The sequence below is a fragment of the Microcoleus sp. AS-A8 genome, from assembly GCA_039962225.1.
Taxonomy (GTDB): domain Bacteria; phylum Cyanobacteriota; class Cyanobacteriia; order Cyanobacteriales; family Coleofasciculaceae; genus Allocoleopsis.
This window is the reverse complement of sequence record JAMPKV010000026.1, coordinates 68,723-82,526: the sequence shown is the minus strand read 5'-3', so window position 1 is coordinate 82,526 and position 13,804 is coordinate 68,723. Positions and strand designations below refer to the sequence as shown.

Below are 13,804 nucleotides of genomic sequence, written 5' to 3'. Positions count from 1 at the left end.
CTGGCAATTAATTTTCCGTTGAGGGTTTGAATTAATTGCTCGATGAGAATTGCTGCCAAGCTCTCCTGTTCAATCTCTTCTAAATGCATTAATCCAGCTTCATTTTCGGCATTTGAGTAGGTTTTTAGCTTTGAGAGCAATTGCTGAATACCGAAATCATCTAAGGCTTGCTGATAGCCATTTTGAAAAACTTGTTGTTCACTCATTTGGTATTGATTTGAAGACAAAAGGGGTGAATGGAGTATTACTACTCTCTCGTTAAAGAAGCGGAGCCAAAACTACACTTTTGCGTCAGCCAATCTTCTAGTAACCAAGCCTTAGTTACTAGAATTAATGGCTCTGATTGTAGAAACACAAAAAGAACTGTGGGAGGTGTAGCTGGTGTGGGAAGTTCCCCCAGATTTCTTCTCTTTTTTGGCGTAGAAACGCTTATTATTCATCTTTTTCTCCTAATAAATGCCTCTTGGTTTGCTCTCAAAATTCTGTGGTTTGACCTGTGGGGTGAAGTCGTGGGGTTGTGGGGTAAATCTGTGGGGTGTGGCTCGTGGGTTAGCTGTGGTGGCGTGGGGTGCTTGATTTTCCGTTCCCACACAGCCTCCCACAGCCTAATAAGCTCGGAACCCCACAGCCGAGTGAGACTTGCCTTCCTCGTCAATCTCACCCAATCCGCTATCCGCAAGTAGTCCCAAATACTGGTGAATTTGTTCTACTTTTTTACCTGACAAAACTTTGAATTTCTGATCGTAAACATTGCGGACAGTTATCCAGTCGTTTTTCTTTTTGGCAAACAGCCAGATGGTCTTTAGAGGTTCTGCCAAACTATCAGATACCTTCAGTTCTGCGGTGGGTTCGGTGCAGGCGTTTGCTTCCTTTTTTGTCTGTACTTCGCTAGTGGGTTCGGTCGCATCTTGCCCCTTTTCTCGAAAAGAGCTATCTGTTAATAATTGGGGCAAATCGTAGTTAGGGATTGGGTGCCAAGAATCAGTCCGTGAGTAATAAAATATGCGTCCTGTCGGCTCTAGTAATCGATTGATTTTTTGTTCAGCACCACTGGGGACAAACGAGGCTGACACGGCTAAAGCGTAAAGGTGGACTGACGGCTTATTAAGCAGAAAAATTCGTTGGAATGTCGCCAGAGCTGCCTTAGTCTTAAAGCCCAAGTCGGAGACGTAGGGAGACTGAGTTATCGCCCAAACAAACCGCCCTATCCCCATGTCCGGGTTGACTTCTCCCGATGAACAAATCCCCACAACAAAATCTTTGAGCTGGTTCATAAACGACCCAGCACACTTTTGATTGAGCGTCACAAATTCATCAATAATTAGTAGTTTCCGATGCGATTGAGAGCGATTGAAGCGGGTTAAAAGGTCAGAGAACGCGGAGATCGCGCCTTCCACATCCACGTCAAAATCACGCAGGTCAAAATGACATCGCTTGTCCGAGTCAATGCCACTCCAGTAGTGCCGTTCAGTCGGTTCGTCTTTGGGGTCAATCAGCCAGATTTCTAAATCGGGGTGCAGTTGTTGGAGGTGTGCGATCGCCATTGAAACTACCACACCTTTACCCACTCGTGGAGAGGCAGCGATTATCGTAGACTTCGGAACAGACGCCATCTCTAACGCTATGTCTGGGGCTTGGGGCGTTAGTTTCGTTGAGGTTTGGGTCTGAGCCACCTGGGGCTGAGTAAAGACTGTGGGCATTACCTCTGGCGTCGTAACTTCCGAGTAACGATCACTCGTTATCTCTTCTACGGGTACGTCAACGGCTAAAAGTTTCGTCGCTTCCCCAATCTGTTTAGGACTATCGTCAACCACAGAAGCTTCCACATCTATCGCCGGTTCCTCACCGTTAGGGTCAGGTGTGGGCGTTGAGGGTTTTCGTTTGGCGTAGCCGATATCGTTCAAGCCCGCCACTATAACGAGTACTCCCGCCAGAACATTTCCCGTAACGGCGCAGCCTATAAAAAAACCCACTAACGAAGCTACGGCGATAAAACCCTGATCCTTAGAGAAGTGACCCAAACCTATTGGGGACTGTCCGAAGTCGTTCTCGAATTCCAGTCCCTCTAACGTAATTAACGCTAACTTTCCCCCGTTAACTTTATTGTCTTCAGTCATTGGTAAACCTCCATAGAAAAGCCCCTAAAGTAGGCGTCGGGGCTATGAATTAAACGGCTATGCTAGTTAGCGATTGGCTTAACAAATTTTACGCCTTGCCAGACCGTAATCACGACACGGAAGCAAAGTTCAAACCCAAACATCGTTACCAAAAAAAACACCAAATTCCACCAATCGATTAACGAAGCGTCCCAGTTCGGTGCATCCTCTAAAATAGCGTTTATGCCCCCAACGTAAGGGGGGTAACGTAAGAAACAAACGATAGTTTCTATGGTGTAAGCGACCCAGCGATAGCTCTCTAGCCTCTCCCGTAGCGTTTCGGGTACGGAAGTTTCCGTTAATATGGGCATCACTTCAATTAACTGGACGATAGCCCAAAGGACGCATCCGAAAATAGGTACAATGTTAGCGAAAAGCCACTCCACCCAACCCCCAAGTAAAGGGATAGCTATTAACGAATCGAGGAACGGAATTGTGGTTATTTGTTTAGCGATAGCCTTAGAAAGTTCGAGCCAGGGCTGGACGTTAATTAGCATCAAAAATCCTATCCCAGCCGTAAAAAGGAATCGGGCTATCCTTAGCGCAGTGACGTTATTGGTTCCCGTTGCCGTCTCTGACGTTTGACCTTTTTTATTAAAATTAGGCATGGCTATCTTTTTTGCTCCAATAACTTCTTGAACTGTGGAATTTCAGGAGTAGCCACTCTGGCTACGTCAGTTAAATTTCCTTCCGCATTAACTACGCCGGTATCCCCTAACGTGTTGCAGACGAATGCCCCTGGCCTTAACGCTCGGTTGAGTTTTGGTTCCACCACGGCCTCTCCAGGCGTGAAGTAAATGGGTTGGCGTGTTTGGGCGTCAACTACGAGGATGCAGTTGTTGCGATAGCGATCGATCGCTACCTTGGAGAGCTTTGCCGCTTGACGTGCTTCGGTACGATTGAGGCGTATACGGTCTGAGAATTCGGCCTGATCTTGGCGTACCTGGTTCCCCTTAGCCAACGACTGCCTTACGTTCTCTCCTTGGCTTAGGGCGATGAGGGCGATACCCCCCCAAATGAGGTGAGATGTTTTAAGTTTCAAGTTTTAACCTCCTCGCCCTGGTGTTTATCCAGGGCGTAAACGTGTGGGTTAATCTTTGGAATTAACGTTACGGTCTTGGGCTACCATCCATTGCCACGCGCTTTGGACTATGTTGAGTTCCTCGCATTGGAGGGGGCAAGGTAGTTCCCCTTCGTTCTGGGCGTCGAGAATCTCCACTGCGTCTCTGGCTAACTGGGGAGGTACGCCTCTTTCGATCAGGTGGGGTAAGTTAGCTTCCGTAAACTCCGACATTACGCCTCCCATTCGTTGTCGTCGGGGCTGTAGATATTTCCCCCGACGCCCTCGTAACGTGCTTCCAAAGCGTTCCAGGCGTCACTTTGACGGAATTCGTTAAGGAGGACTACGCTAATCTCTAACGTCTCGCCGTTATCGAGGAAATCCCATTGCGTTGAGGCTTCGTTGTCCACAGAGGTATATCGTTCGAGAAACTCAGCTAAGTCGGCGATCGCACGGTGTAGAGTAGACGCAGGGACATTAAGTTGTGACATTTACGCCACCTCCTTGGTGTACCGAACCTGAGCCACCAAAGCCTCACATAGCCCCAAGAGGCTATCCCGCTCTATGTTGTCCAAAGAGGCTAAACTATCGACCAATTGGTCGTTTACCGCAATACAGGGTAGTTCTTGGTACGTATCTGTGAGGCTCCATTCCTCTTCGTTTTCGTCAGTATCGTGGAAGGCTAAGTTAGTGGCGATCGTGGCTAAGAGAATCAGTTTTTCGTAAGTCTCCAAGCTTTCGAGCCGTGCCCCAAACTTGTCCGTTAGTTCCTCCAAGGGGGTTTCGCCATCAGCGTAAAACGCCAAGGGTTTACAGCTAGTGCTAAAAATAGTCATCATTAGTTAGTCCTTAACGATTCGGTTTGAGTTGTGGGATTCGGGTCAACGCTGGGAGTCTCCATTTCGTCAGCGTTGACTTTCAATCTTTGAATAGGCGTCCGTTGGGTAGCGATGTAATCTTCAATGGTTTTTCCAGCTTCTAGGAAGCTTTCAAGCGCCCCGAAGGTAATCACCAGAAATCCTGTGTTAGCTTTCAATCCTTCGTATCCAAATGGTGGATTGGGATGAGCGCTGCACGCAGCGCTCATCCCAATTTTTGATAGTTTCTGCATCCTTCTCAAAGAACTGCTGAAGGTACTGTTGGGTTTCAAGACTTGGTTTGTTCACGGTTGGTACTCCTTCAAATAGGGGCTTAGAAAAGCCAGATTTGCGTCACTCCAGCATCCGTCCGAGTAGTTAAAAAATGCCCAATCCATTAGGCTCTCGCGTATGCCCTCGTTACGTCTGAGGTACTCGCGTTCGGCGTCATCCCAGTCGCGTTCGGCGTCGATCACAGCCCCCCAAATACCCGCCTCGAAGTCTGGAGTAGAGCAGGGGAGGATGAGGATCGGGAGTACGTGGTCTGTTGTTAGGTTCATCGTTAGGTACTTGATGATTTGCATCCATGCAATGCCTTACTCCTGGTCTGGGAGATAGGCGATCACTATGCGGTTTTCAAGGTTCGGAAGACTTGGTTGTGCTGCTGCTGCGATCGCCAGAAATAGTTCAGTTAGTCAGCGGATCGCACAGAGATTCTGCATCTCGCATACCTTGGTCAAAATCACTACTCATCGCCCACCGCCATCAAAGCGGAACCGAATGCAGCAGCGCCACACAGCAAGCCAAACACAGCAAGAGCCGGACTAGCAAGGGTAGCGCCAGCCATCAACAGCCCACCCATTGGAACGCTGAATAGCCCAGTAACCCCCACCATTGCATACTCAAATAACCCGCGTTTCTTAGACGGCTTTGGAAGTGATTTACACTGCATTTCAAGCAATAAAATAATCATTTGTCTGTACTCCTGAGTTAGTTGTTCAAGCGGTAGGAGGGACGGGGTTCCCCCCCTGAGTAACTGATGAACTTGGGCTAGCTGCGAGTAGAGAATGCCTGTCTCGCTTTCTTCAAAAAATCCGGCTCATTAGCGTCGTCAGCTTTCCCATTCCAAGTGCCGAGGCGTGAAACTGATGCGGGGACTTTTACGCCCAAACGCTGACGGATTTTCTTTACATCGGGCTTAGTTTTCGTTAACGCGGAGTTAAGGCGATCAGTTAACTCCGTTTCCTTTTTTCGTAACTGATCAAGGTTGAACTGCTGTTTCGCGGATTCCTTAATCGTTTGCTCCGATTCAAGTTCCTGGTACGCTTCTACCCATTTCACGAGAGCCTCTAAGTCCTCAACGTGAGCCGCTGCGGACATTACCACATCGAGATCTACGCCTGTTGTTTCGGCTAGATCCAAAACGTCATCATCCGTAACGGCTAGGTCAGAGTTACCGATGTCTACGTTGGCGTTACTGTTTTCGGAAGCGGGTAACGCCTTGGATGCCCCCATCTCTGCGATGTGCTGGCGGATGCGATCGCACTCGTTATCGGTTAGCTCAGAAGCGTCGGGGTCGATGTCTAGATTTAAAAGCAGCGTGTCGAAAACGTCTTGATCAGAATAGCCAAATTGGGTCATTGCTTCAGATTTAATCATGCTACGTTTCTCCTTTTGTTCCTTACGTTTTGAGTGGCTAAGTTTTTTACGATTTCGTCAAAGTTGCGTTTGAGATAAAGCAATTGTTGCTGGCGCATTACCTCAGTAGCTTTAGCGTAAGAGCCTTCGCCTTTTAGATGTCCGATAGCGTTACCTAAAACCCAAATGCAATACCAATCAAGTTCAGTTGGGTGGGCTTTAACATAGCGCTGATAGTCCAAAATTTTAGCGGGAACGACAATCTTACTTTCGATACGCCAAAGCGTTGTTCGTGACACCCCAAACCTTTTAGCGGCTTCCTCACGAGTAAAGGTTTGGTCGGTGAGAGTCCACGATTTTGTTGGCTCACGAGACACAAAAATCGGCGTGAAGTTTAACACATGAGTTTCTCCTTTTTAAATGCGTTTCGGTACGTTTCACTTCTCCTACGTTTCGTTTCACGGTGAAGCGGAGATGTTTCACGTCTCAATACCCTGATAGGTCTTAACGACCCGTCACATCTGCGTTAGGGGGTTTGTTTCATTCGGGGGTGGAACGTAGTCGGTTTTGTTTCAACCCCTGCTATACTCAACGTTAGTAGTCTTACGTATAACTGTCAAGTAATTACGTAAGATTACATCAAAAAAAGTTACGGGAAGGCTTTTAGCTTTCCTGGCGTTTTACTTACGTTTAAATCAGGGGTATCCCGTAAAGCTGTAATGGTCTTACAATTGCGGCATGGGAAAACGTGGAATCCGATCGCAAAAAGGGCAACCTGAATCCGAGTGGGGCGAACCTAAGACTGGGAAAATTACCGTCGCTTTAACGGAGACGGGGAAACAACTAGCCAAGGAACGCTCCGATCGCACTGGGTTTTCGTTAAGCGAAATTCTTGAACGTTGGGGTCGAGGCGTTTCTGTTGATGGGGAAAACGCAACCGTAGAAGCGACGCCAAATATAAAGGCAATCATTAAAGCGCTTCCTCGGCTATCCAAACCTCAGCTTATCCGTCTCGTATGGGCATCCTTAACGTTATTGCTGGGTAAGCCCGAACCCGAACCCGACCTGATAACGATAGAGGAGGAAATTAACGCAGCTGACCCACAGGTTTTGGGGGATAAGGCAGGCATCCCGCCAGAACGAATAACCGTGATCCAAGAAGGAGGGGATATTTACTACGACGAACTCATTAAGTTAGCGCGAGTATTCAAACTGAAGCCAAGTGAGCTACGTGACCAACTACCTAACCAGATAACCAATGGGTGCAACACTTGATTTTTACTTACGCTTGTGCGAACGGGAATTTACCTCCAACGAGGTCATCCTAAAGACCCGTACCCCCTTAGTGGTGGAAGCGTTGATTAAACTGGGCGTTGACTTAGCCAAATGGGCGATCGATGCGGGTAGAGAGTTAGTCCTCATTTACCTAGACGGGTGTAAGGAGCCTTACGTAATCGAAAGCTGGCTAGCAATGGCGTCAACCCCATCAGGTAACCCCAACCCGCGTCAAGTAATCCCAGAGATGTTGGGGCTAAATCCCCCCGATGTCCTAGTTCCAGAGTTAAACGTTTCCCGCAAGGAGGCTGACGAACAGGAGAAAGCCGTTTACCTCACCCGCCACTACGACCACACTATTCTTTACGCCAACCCCTTCGCCCTCAAGGCTAACAACAAAGCCCCAGAGGACATGATTGGGAAGGACTGCGTAGCCCTATGGGAAGACGACGTACTCGTTACCCTTGACTCCCGGTTGCGTAAAGATAAGCGACTGGTGGAATACGAGTACCCCGGCCTACGCTGGGTAACCGATGAGGAAGGACGTTCTTGGAGACGGGTACCGTTTATTTTTGTGTCGAACTATTGGCTCCTCGAAGACTTCCAGGGGTCTGGCGTTAGCGTTCGGTACTGTGAGATTCAACACGCCGTACCAGCTAACCAGAAAGAATTACTTAGGGTACGTCAATGAACACGGGTCAAACAAATCCCCAATTACGCCTACTCAGACATAAATGCCGTCATACCGTAGAGGCTTGCAAACGAGGGCACTGGGGGCGCGTAACGATTTTAGCTTTGGAAATCCTAGCCCTCGTTAATCGACTAGACGAGCTAAAAGACACGGAACATTTTCCTTAGCCATAAGGGGTTTTGTTTTCGCGATCGCTCCATAGGCAAGCCCCAAGATCAACAAAACTTAATATTTGCTCAAAATGCCTGCACAGTAACAAGTTCGCACTTTCATTGCACACATGCATGGTTGCAATATTCGATTAGTACAGGCGATCGCTTGCAATGTATCTTATGTGTTCACATTACAATATTTATACGATCACCCAGGCGATCGCTCCAGTAAAGGTTGTAGCGTTTTTTTCGGGAGGACAGATGTCACTAAAAAACAACGAGAGATTAATCAAGGCATTGGTGCCAGATGCGGTAGGCAAGGATCTGGCTCGACTACGGGAGCATCTCGGCGTAAGCACCTTGTCGAACGTGGTCGCGATCGCGATCAGAAAACTGGCGATCGCCGAATTTCAGCAAAATGCAGCGACCTCCTCTGACTACGAATCAAAGGAGGTCGCTTAAGTTTGGTAGCAGACGTTAGTCAAAAAGTTTCCAGCCTACGCTAACGCCGCTAGTTTTCGTACAACTCAATTTCTCCCCTAATAGGCAAAAAGCCGTGTTGACAGCACGACAGCAGCCTAAAGGGGAATGAGTCTTTTCTTGTAAACCACCTGCGGTTACTGACCAGCAAACTACCGCAGGGACACTTAACTCCGAAAAGGAGATCACTGATTTATGTCTAATTTTACCTCTTTTACCTCAAGTAGCAATCGCCCCATTGCAGCGATAGACCGCTCAAACCCTTGCAGCGCTAATTCTAGAGTCTTTTTTGTCACCCTCTCCTCAGGTAACGAGTCAATGGTCAACGGAGGGCAGCAGTAATGGTACACACTCCGATCAAAACAACTGCCCTGACTATCGATCGCAACCAAGCGACAACCCAGCTAAGGCTTTTGGGTTATCAGCCCGGAGAAAACGTGTATATGCGGTTCTTCGTCCCGGATACCGATCCAAGATACGGCACCCCAGCAGCAGCCAGAAAAACCGATAAGTTGAACTGGGAAGAAGTTGAGCGATACCAAAATGACGGTTACGGAGTTTACTTCGTTATCAACGGCGGCGGTCACAAAGACAGCGAGGTCAAAGTTGGTCGTGCTGTATTCTGTGAGTGGGATGATCGCCCAATTGAAAATCAGATTTTTGCATGGCAGAGCCTGAACCTACTAGAGCCGACTATGCAGATCGGCACTCGCAAATCAGTTCATAACTACTGGAGAGCTGACCTAACAAAAGATCAGTGGATCGAATTGCAACAAGACTTGCTGGTATACACGCAATCAGACCAAAAACTTAAAAACCCCTCTAGGGTATTGAGGCTGGCTGGCTGCTGGCACCTCAAACCAGGTTATGAGCCGATGCCGTGCGATATTATCCACCACTCAGAGAAGGTTTACACCTATGACGAGTTGAGAGCCGCAATCCCCCGCCGTCAACAGCCAGAGCAACCGACTATCGATTACCAGCCTCCAATTTCTGGCGATGTACCACTCTATCAGTTTCTGACCAAAGATGACCGAGCGCTGATCGACCAGGGCGCTGGGCAGGGGTCACGCAACGACAGTGGAGCAAAACTAGCCCGTAACCTCCTCGGCACAGCTGAACGATTAAAATATCTAGGTATCCGCTTTAGTGATGACCCGCGTCACTTATTTCACGATTATTGCTACCGCTGCACCCCATCACTCTCCACTAGTGAAGCTGACACTATTTGGAAGACCGCACAAAAAGACAATCCAACCTCTTCACTCAGCGATGACGCCTTAGAGAATTGTGCAAAAGCTTGGTTGAAGAATCAGGAGCAAAAATCGGGGCGTGGGTACAGCAGTGGCATTGGTTTTGGTGGCGGCAATCGTCGCGGCAGCTCCGGTGGGAGCGGCGGAGATGGAGGTAATGGCGACAATAAAATCATCCAATTGCCTAGCATTCAGGAACTCACTGAAAGCCAAGTAAAAATTTTGGTTGATGAAATCATAGAAAAAGGTCTAAGTGGCGGTGAACTTAATACAGTCCTGAACGGGATAAGTCACCGCACCCCCTGGCGGATTGAACAACTCTACAAGTTGTACTACCAAAAGTTGCAGGATATCGAACGGATTGAGCTTAGAGATAACAACCGCGAACAGCTCGAATCCTTATTGGATGCCAGTAATGCATCCTTAGACTTGCACGATTTCTTGCACCCCAACCTAGCCAAACCATTGAAACATATAGCTTCTAGGTTAAGTCTGAAACCGGAAGTTTACTTGACAGCGCTCTTGATAACAGCGTCGAGTCTCCATAACCCAAAAACTCGGATCTGGTTATGTAAAGAAGACGATTTTGATCAACCAGCAGGTCTTTATGGGGGGATAATAGCCCCATCCTCTCAGAAGAAATCGCCTGTACTCAAAGCGATCGCAGTAAAACCTCTCAAGGTGTTAGACGCCGAAGAACGGGAGAATTACAAGCGCAAGCTTTGTAATTACCATCGGAAAATGCAGGAATGGGAGGAACTCTCGAAAGAAGAAAAAAAAGATACAGACCCCCCAGTGGCACCGGAAAGAGCTGTTCACTACTTCACGAAAACCAATGGGGAAGGCTTAGATTACCAGGTGCCGCGACAGCCCGATCAGGGGCTACTCTACCTTGCCGACGAACTGGTATCAATCATCAACAGCCAAAATCAATATCGGCAGGGGAGGGGCAGCGATCGCCAAGACCTACTCTCTTATTATGACGGCAGCAATCATTTAACACTGAGAGCAGATGGCGTGAAATCAGAATTTGACACCATTTTACTTTCTATCCTGGGGGGAATCCAGCCAAAAGTTATGCAGTCGTTGCTGCAAAATTGCGAAGATAGCGATGGTAGTTGGGCTAGGTTTATTTTTGTCCATCAGCCTGCGGTTGCTGGCACACTACACGCTGATGGTGGACGAATCGATCTAACAGAGTTATTGGTTGACGTCTACCGGAAAATCCGAGCGCTGCCGACTGTGGAGTACACCTTAACTCCTGAGGCATTTAAGATTTTCCAGAGCGCATATGCTCGCTATCAGCAAAACCGCGTCAACGACCCGCTATTGGGTATGCAAGCGGTCTGGGGTAAGTGCGAAGGCCGCGTAGGGCGATTAGCCCTGAATCTTCACGTCATCAATTCCCTCGCTAATGGCGACGTTCCAACTCAGGAGATTGGGGCAGATACGATGCGATGTGCGATCGCGCTCACCAACTACTACGCCATGCAAGTCAAAGCTCTGTACACCGAATTCAGTGATTCAGATGCACTGGCACCTCATCTGGCTAAGGTAATCGAGATGAGCCTGAAGTGTCGTAAATCAAAAACTGAGGGGTGGCTAAAAGCCAGTGACGTTTACTTGGCAATCACCAAAAAACATCGTCCAAATCCTGAAACTGTGCGGGAGTGGTTCACCGAATTGGTGGTGATGGGCAAAGGTGAGGTAAGGGGGTCAGGGCGATCGCTTCAGTTCCGGGCCTTTTTACCCAATGATCCTCCCCCTAAACAACAATTAGACGAATTTAGACAAGAATTAGACAAATCGTCTAACAGCCAACCCCTTGTAAAACAAGAGGTTCAGGAGAAATTAGACAAATTAGACAATTTAGACGATTTCCCAAAAAACTCTACAAACTCTATGGATGTTCAAGCCATAGAGTTTGTAGAGGCAACACCAGATACTGGCTTAGAAAAAGAATCAGTTTTAGACAGCTTGTCTAAGTTAGACGAAATGGCAAAAAGGACTATGGACGTTCAAACCATAGGTGCACTCGTAACTGCAAATACTGGCGTAGAAAAAGACTTAATTTTAGATGAGTTGTCTAATTCGTCTAATTTTGCTCATAACACTCAGCTAGAGCAGGTTACAGCGTTAGACAATCCGTCTAATAAATCGTCTAATTTAGACGTTTTATTGATGGAGGAAGCGATTTCTCCTGCGTCTAGCGCGATCGCACCTTCTCTCGCTGCTCCCGAACCAGCAGCGGTCACGATGGCACAAGAGGAGGCGATGGTCGCTACGCGAACCGCCGAAGGCATCGCACCTTCTCCCGCTCCCGCTGCTCCCGAACCAGTAGCGGGAGCACACGCCGCTGACCACACCGACCCCGCTGAAGCAGAGTACAAGCAATTAATCACCGACACCGACCTAGAACTCAAGCGGTTAGGGTGGGATGAGCAGCAGGGGCGCGATTATTTAACCAAGGTGTATGGTCTGCGATCGCGGCACCTACTCAGCAACGAACAATTACGCCATTTCCTCCAGTACCTTGAGGCGCAGCCCGATTGATACTGTTCAGGAGTGCCCCCCTTGAGAAAGGGAGGGCACTTGAGAAAGGAGCTATTCCATGCAGTCCTCCAGCGGCGCTCTAGCACTCCTCCAGCAAAAATCGCTAATCTTAGAAAATGGCCGCGCAACAAACAACCGAACAAGAGGAATTTTGGGATTTACTTAGGAAGATCTGCCCACAGCTTCCTGGGGAGTCGGCAAAAGCTTATCAAGCTTTTGCGGACACAGCCTTTTCAGGATTAAGCGTTCGACGCTTGTTGGATCGATATAAGGAAGTCTCGGATTTAATTAGCGAATCCTATGACACCGCGATCGCACCGCCGCCCACCTTGAAGCTAAATACTTTATTTACTTGGTCAAACAAACATCAGTGGCAGAAGCGACTAAAAGATTGGTTTCCAATCTGCGAGGCATACAAACGGAAGTTGGCGTGCGATCGCGAGAAGGTGATCATAGATCGATGGAATAACAACCGGTTGCGGTTGTTAGACGGCGTTGACGAAATGATCCAAAGAGCCGAGGTGATGTTGAAGCATCCTCACATTAAAAAGACGGTAAAGCGTAGAGTAACATCGCGATTTGAGGGAGAGCAGATAGAGCAGGAAATCACTTTAGCACCCTCTAATTGGCAGTTGCGGGATATTGCGCTCTTTTACAAGGTGGCGCTGGAATTAATGAGAGAAGTGGTGGGCGATCGCCAGTTGGCGATTGATCGCTTGCACGCAGATGGATATGTGATAATCGATCCATCAGTGGGGGGCGATAACGAGGCGATCATTGAGCAATTTTTGAGTGCGACGGAAAGATTAGAGGAACTGGAAATTTGAGCGATCGCCCCCCGTCAAACCAAACCCGTTAACATCACGCAAGTGGTGTTTACACGCTGGGGGGGAGTTTGGGGTGCGATAGCGAAGCGCTGCTGCGAAGCGCAGATCGCCTTCAAAGTGATCCAAAAATATAATTCTCCCCTATGTTAAGGGCAATGACAACAAATGTCTAAGTTTAATATTAAACTTAGACGTTGAAGGGGGTGCGATCGCGAAGCGTTGATCGCACCAGTGAACCTAATTATAATTCTCCCCTGTGTTAAAGAGAACTGGCAACTCTGCTTACATTTGAATATTAAAATAAGAGGATCATGAGGCGATCGCTCTCTATGGACTCATCGTTTTTATCCTTACCTTTGCTGTTGCTTAGGGAATCGCGACGAGAATTGCGATCGCTGGAACCACGAAGATTTTTGCGAGAATTGCTTGTGTGGCTTCTGCTATTGCTGAGTCTTCTTCTAGATTCCATAGGTCATCAGGGTATTTTCAAGAGTTGAGCCAGCAATAGCAGGATGTTTATCGGTTGACAGAAAAGCGATATTTTTCTTTAGAAAGAAGGGGGCGATCGCTCAATGACGCTCCATCATCTTTTTCTTTGCATTTTCTCAGGGGCGATCGCAGAGAAGTGCGATCGCCCTCATTGCTGCTGCGCTGGCGTGAGTTGATTTTGCGTTTACTGCGATCGCTGGAGTGTTTGCTTCCAAATTTTATAGGTCGCCAGGGTATTTTTTTAAGGTTTGAGCCAGCAATATCAGGGTGCTTATAACTCCTTAATTTCAACTCCATGACCAAGTAACAGAAGTGTCTCCCTTATCCATTTTTCCCCAGCATCTCAACTTAGGGAGCAGGGTGCGGATGAGGT

General features: G+C 48.0%; 19 protein-coding genes. 7 read left to right on the top strand and 12 right to left on the bottom strand.

From position 1 onward, the window contains the following. The 9 genes from NDI48_26990 to NDI48_26950 form a co-directional block, all read right to left on the bottom strand. The coding region (locus NDI48_26990) for a hypothetical protein (protein MEP0834814.1) at positions 1-206 on the bottom strand (206 nt) is incomplete at its 3' end. A gap of 399 nt (positions 207-605) precedes the next feature. Further along, a complete protein-coding gene (locus NDI48_26985; GenBank protein MEP0834813.1) occupies positions 606-2,117 on the bottom strand; it encodes a hypothetical protein in 1,512 nt (503 codons plus the stop codon). A gap of 62 nt (positions 2,118-2,179) precedes the next feature. After that, complete coding sequence (locus NDI48_26980) at positions 2,180-2,764, bottom strand: hypothetical protein (protein ID MEP0834812.1); 585 nt, start codon at positions 2,762-2,764, stop codon at positions 2,180-2,182. Positions 2,765-2,766: 2 nt separating this feature from the next. Beyond that, positions 2,767-3,198 (bottom strand): hypothetical protein, encoded by a 432-nt coding sequence (locus NDI48_26975; protein ID MEP0834811.1) that lies wholly within the window; start codon positions 3,196-3,198, stop codon positions 2,767-2,769. A 48-nt stretch (positions 3,199-3,246) separates the two neighbouring features. Next, a complete protein-coding gene (locus tag NDI48_26970; protein ID MEP0834810.1) occupies positions 3,247-3,450 on the bottom strand; it encodes a hypothetical protein in 204 nt (67 codons plus the stop codon). Continuing rightward, the gene (locus NDI48_26965) at positions 3,450-3,707 is read right to left on the bottom strand and encodes a hypothetical protein (protein MEP0834809.1); all 258 of its coding nucleotides are present in this window, start codon (positions 3,705-3,707) and stop codon (positions 3,450-3,452) included. The genes NDI48_26970 and NDI48_26965 overlap by 1 nt, the downstream gene beginning before the upstream one ends. Next, on the bottom strand, positions 3,708-4,055 hold the full coding sequence (locus NDI48_26960) for a hypothetical protein (protein ID MEP0834808.1): 348 nt from the start codon (positions 4,053-4,055) through the stop codon (positions 3,708-3,710). After that, a complete protein-coding gene (locus tag NDI48_26955; protein ID MEP0834807.1) occupies positions 4,055-4,252 on the bottom strand; it encodes a hypothetical protein in 198 nt (65 codons plus the stop codon). Before NDI48_26955 ends, NDI48_26960 begins: the two co-directional genes overlap by 1 nt. Next, complete coding sequence (locus tag NDI48_26950) at positions 4,242-4,382, bottom strand: hypothetical protein (protein ID MEP0834806.1); 141 nt, start codon at positions 4,380-4,382, stop codon at positions 4,242-4,244. The genes NDI48_26955 and NDI48_26950 overlap by 11 nt, the downstream gene beginning before the upstream one ends. 277 nt (positions 4,383-4,659) lie before the next feature. On the opposite strand from NDI48_26950, the gene NDI48_26945 reads away from it, so the two are divergent. Further along, complete coding sequence (locus tag NDI48_26945) at positions 4,660-4,950, top strand: hypothetical protein (protein ID MEP0834805.1); 291 nt, start codon at positions 4,660-4,662, stop codon at positions 4,948-4,950. A gap of 173 nt (positions 4,951-5,123) precedes the next feature. Here the strand turns inward: NDI48_26945 and NDI48_26940 are convergent, their stop codons facing one another. Next, complete coding sequence (locus tag NDI48_26940; GenBank protein MEP0834804.1) at positions 5,124-5,732, bottom strand: hypothetical protein; 609 nt, start codon at positions 5,730-5,732, stop codon at positions 5,124-5,126. Beyond that, positions 5,729-6,112 (bottom strand): hypothetical protein, encoded by a 384-nt coding sequence (locus tag NDI48_26935; GenBank protein ID MEP0834803.1) that lies wholly within the window; start codon positions 6,110-6,112, stop codon positions 5,729-5,731. The genes NDI48_26940 and NDI48_26935 overlap by 4 nt, the downstream gene beginning before the upstream one ends. Positions 6,113-6,449: 337 nt before the next feature. Between NDI48_26935 and NDI48_26930 the strand changes: the two genes are divergently transcribed. From NDI48_26930 to NDI48_26905, 6 genes are all read left to right on the top strand, one after another. Further along, positions 6,450-6,986 (top strand): hypothetical protein, encoded by a 537-nt coding sequence (locus NDI48_26930; GenBank protein ID MEP0834802.1) that lies wholly within the window; start codon positions 6,450-6,452, stop codon positions 6,984-6,986. After that, the gene (locus tag NDI48_26925; GenBank protein ID MEP0834801.1) at positions 6,970-7,677 is read left to right on the top strand and encodes a hypothetical protein; all 708 of its coding nucleotides are present in this window, start codon (positions 6,970-6,972) and stop codon (positions 7,675-7,677) included. Before NDI48_26930 ends, NDI48_26925 begins: the two co-directional genes overlap by 17 nt. Continuing rightward, positions 7,674-7,844 (top strand): hypothetical protein, encoded by a 171-nt coding sequence (locus NDI48_26920; GenBank protein MEP0834800.1) that lies wholly within the window; start codon positions 7,674-7,676, stop codon positions 7,842-7,844. Before NDI48_26925 ends, NDI48_26920 begins: the two co-directional genes overlap by 4 nt. A 165-nt stretch (positions 7,845-8,009) precedes the next feature. Continuing rightward, positions 8,010-8,291, top strand: coding sequence for a hypothetical protein (locus NDI48_26915; GenBank protein MEP0834799.1), 282 nt, complete (start codon positions 8,010-8,012; stop codon positions 8,289-8,291). 359 nt (positions 8,292-8,650) lie between these two features. Further along, entirely contained in the window at positions 8,651-12,115 is a 3,465-nt protein-coding gene (locus tag NDI48_26910) for a YfjI family protein (GenBank protein MEP0834798.1), read from the top strand. A gap of 116 nt (positions 12,116-12,231) precedes the next feature. Continuing rightward, on the top strand, positions 12,232-12,942 hold the full coding sequence (locus tag NDI48_26905) for a hypothetical protein (protein MEP0834797.1): 711 nt from the start codon (positions 12,232-12,234) through the stop codon (positions 12,940-12,942). Positions 12,943-13,458: 516 nt separating this feature from the next. Here NDI48_26905 and NDI48_26900 read toward each other — a convergent pair. Beyond that, complete coding sequence (locus tag NDI48_26900) at positions 13,459-13,728, bottom strand: hypothetical protein (GenBank protein MEP0834796.1); 270 nt, start codon at positions 13,726-13,728, stop codon at positions 13,459-13,461. Positions 13,729-13,804 lie beyond the last annotated feature (76 nt).

What these genes read in the sequence shown, in the direction of transcription:
- NDI48_26900 (MEP0834796.1), bottom strand. Translation starts at nt 13,728, where the DNA reads ATGGAGTTGAAATTAAGGAGTTATAAGCACCCTGATATTGCTGGCTCA.
- NDI48_26940 (MEP0834804.1), bottom strand. Translation starts at nt 5,732, where the DNA reads ATGATTAAATCTGAAGCAATGACCCAATTTGGCTATTCTGATCAAGAC.
- NDI48_26960 (MEP0834808.1), bottom strand. Translation starts at nt 4,055, where the DNA reads ATGATGACTATTTTTAGCACTAGCTGTAAACCCTTGGCGTTTTACGCT.
- NDI48_26910 (MEP0834798.1), top strand. Translation starts at nt 8,651, where the DNA reads ATGGTACACACTCCGATCAAAACAACTGCCCTGACTATCGATCGCAAC.
- NDI48_26905 (MEP0834797.1), top strand. Translation starts at nt 12,232, where the DNA reads ATGGCCGCGCAACAAACAACCGAACAAGAGGAATTTTGGGATTTACTT.
- NDI48_26930 (MEP0834802.1), top strand. Translation starts at nt 6,450, where the DNA reads ATGGGAAAACGTGGAATCCGATCGCAAAAAGGGCAACCTGAATCCGAG.
- NDI48_26945 (MEP0834805.1), top strand. Translation starts at nt 4,660, where the DNA reads ATGCAATGCCTTACTCCTGGTCTGGGAGATAGGCGATCACTATGCGGT.
- NDI48_26925 (MEP0834801.1), top strand. Translation starts at nt 6,970, where the DNA reads ATGGGTGCAACACTTGATTTTTACTTACGCTTGTGCGAACGGGAATTT.
- NDI48_26965 (MEP0834809.1), bottom strand. Translation starts at nt 3,707, where the DNA reads ATGTCACAACTTAATGTCCCTGCGTCTACTCTACACCGTGCGATCGCC.
- NDI48_26920 (MEP0834800.1), top strand. Translation starts at nt 7,674, where the DNA reads ATGAACACGGGTCAAACAAATCCCCAATTACGCCTACTCAGACATAAA.
- NDI48_26985 (MEP0834813.1), bottom strand. Translation starts at nt 2,117, where the DNA reads ATGACTGAAGACAATAAAGTTAACGGGGGAAAGTTAGCGTTAATTACG.
- NDI48_26915 (MEP0834799.1), top strand. Translation starts at nt 8,010, where the DNA reads ATGTGTTCACATTACAATATTTATACGATCACCCAGGCGATCGCTCCA.
- NDI48_26980 (MEP0834812.1), bottom strand. Translation starts at nt 2,764, where the DNA reads ATGCCTAATTTTAATAAAAAAGGTCAAACGTCAGAGACGGCAACGGGA.
- NDI48_26970 (MEP0834810.1), bottom strand. Translation starts at nt 3,450, where the DNA reads ATGTCGGAGTTTACGGAAGCTAACTTACCCCACCTGATCGAAAGAGGC.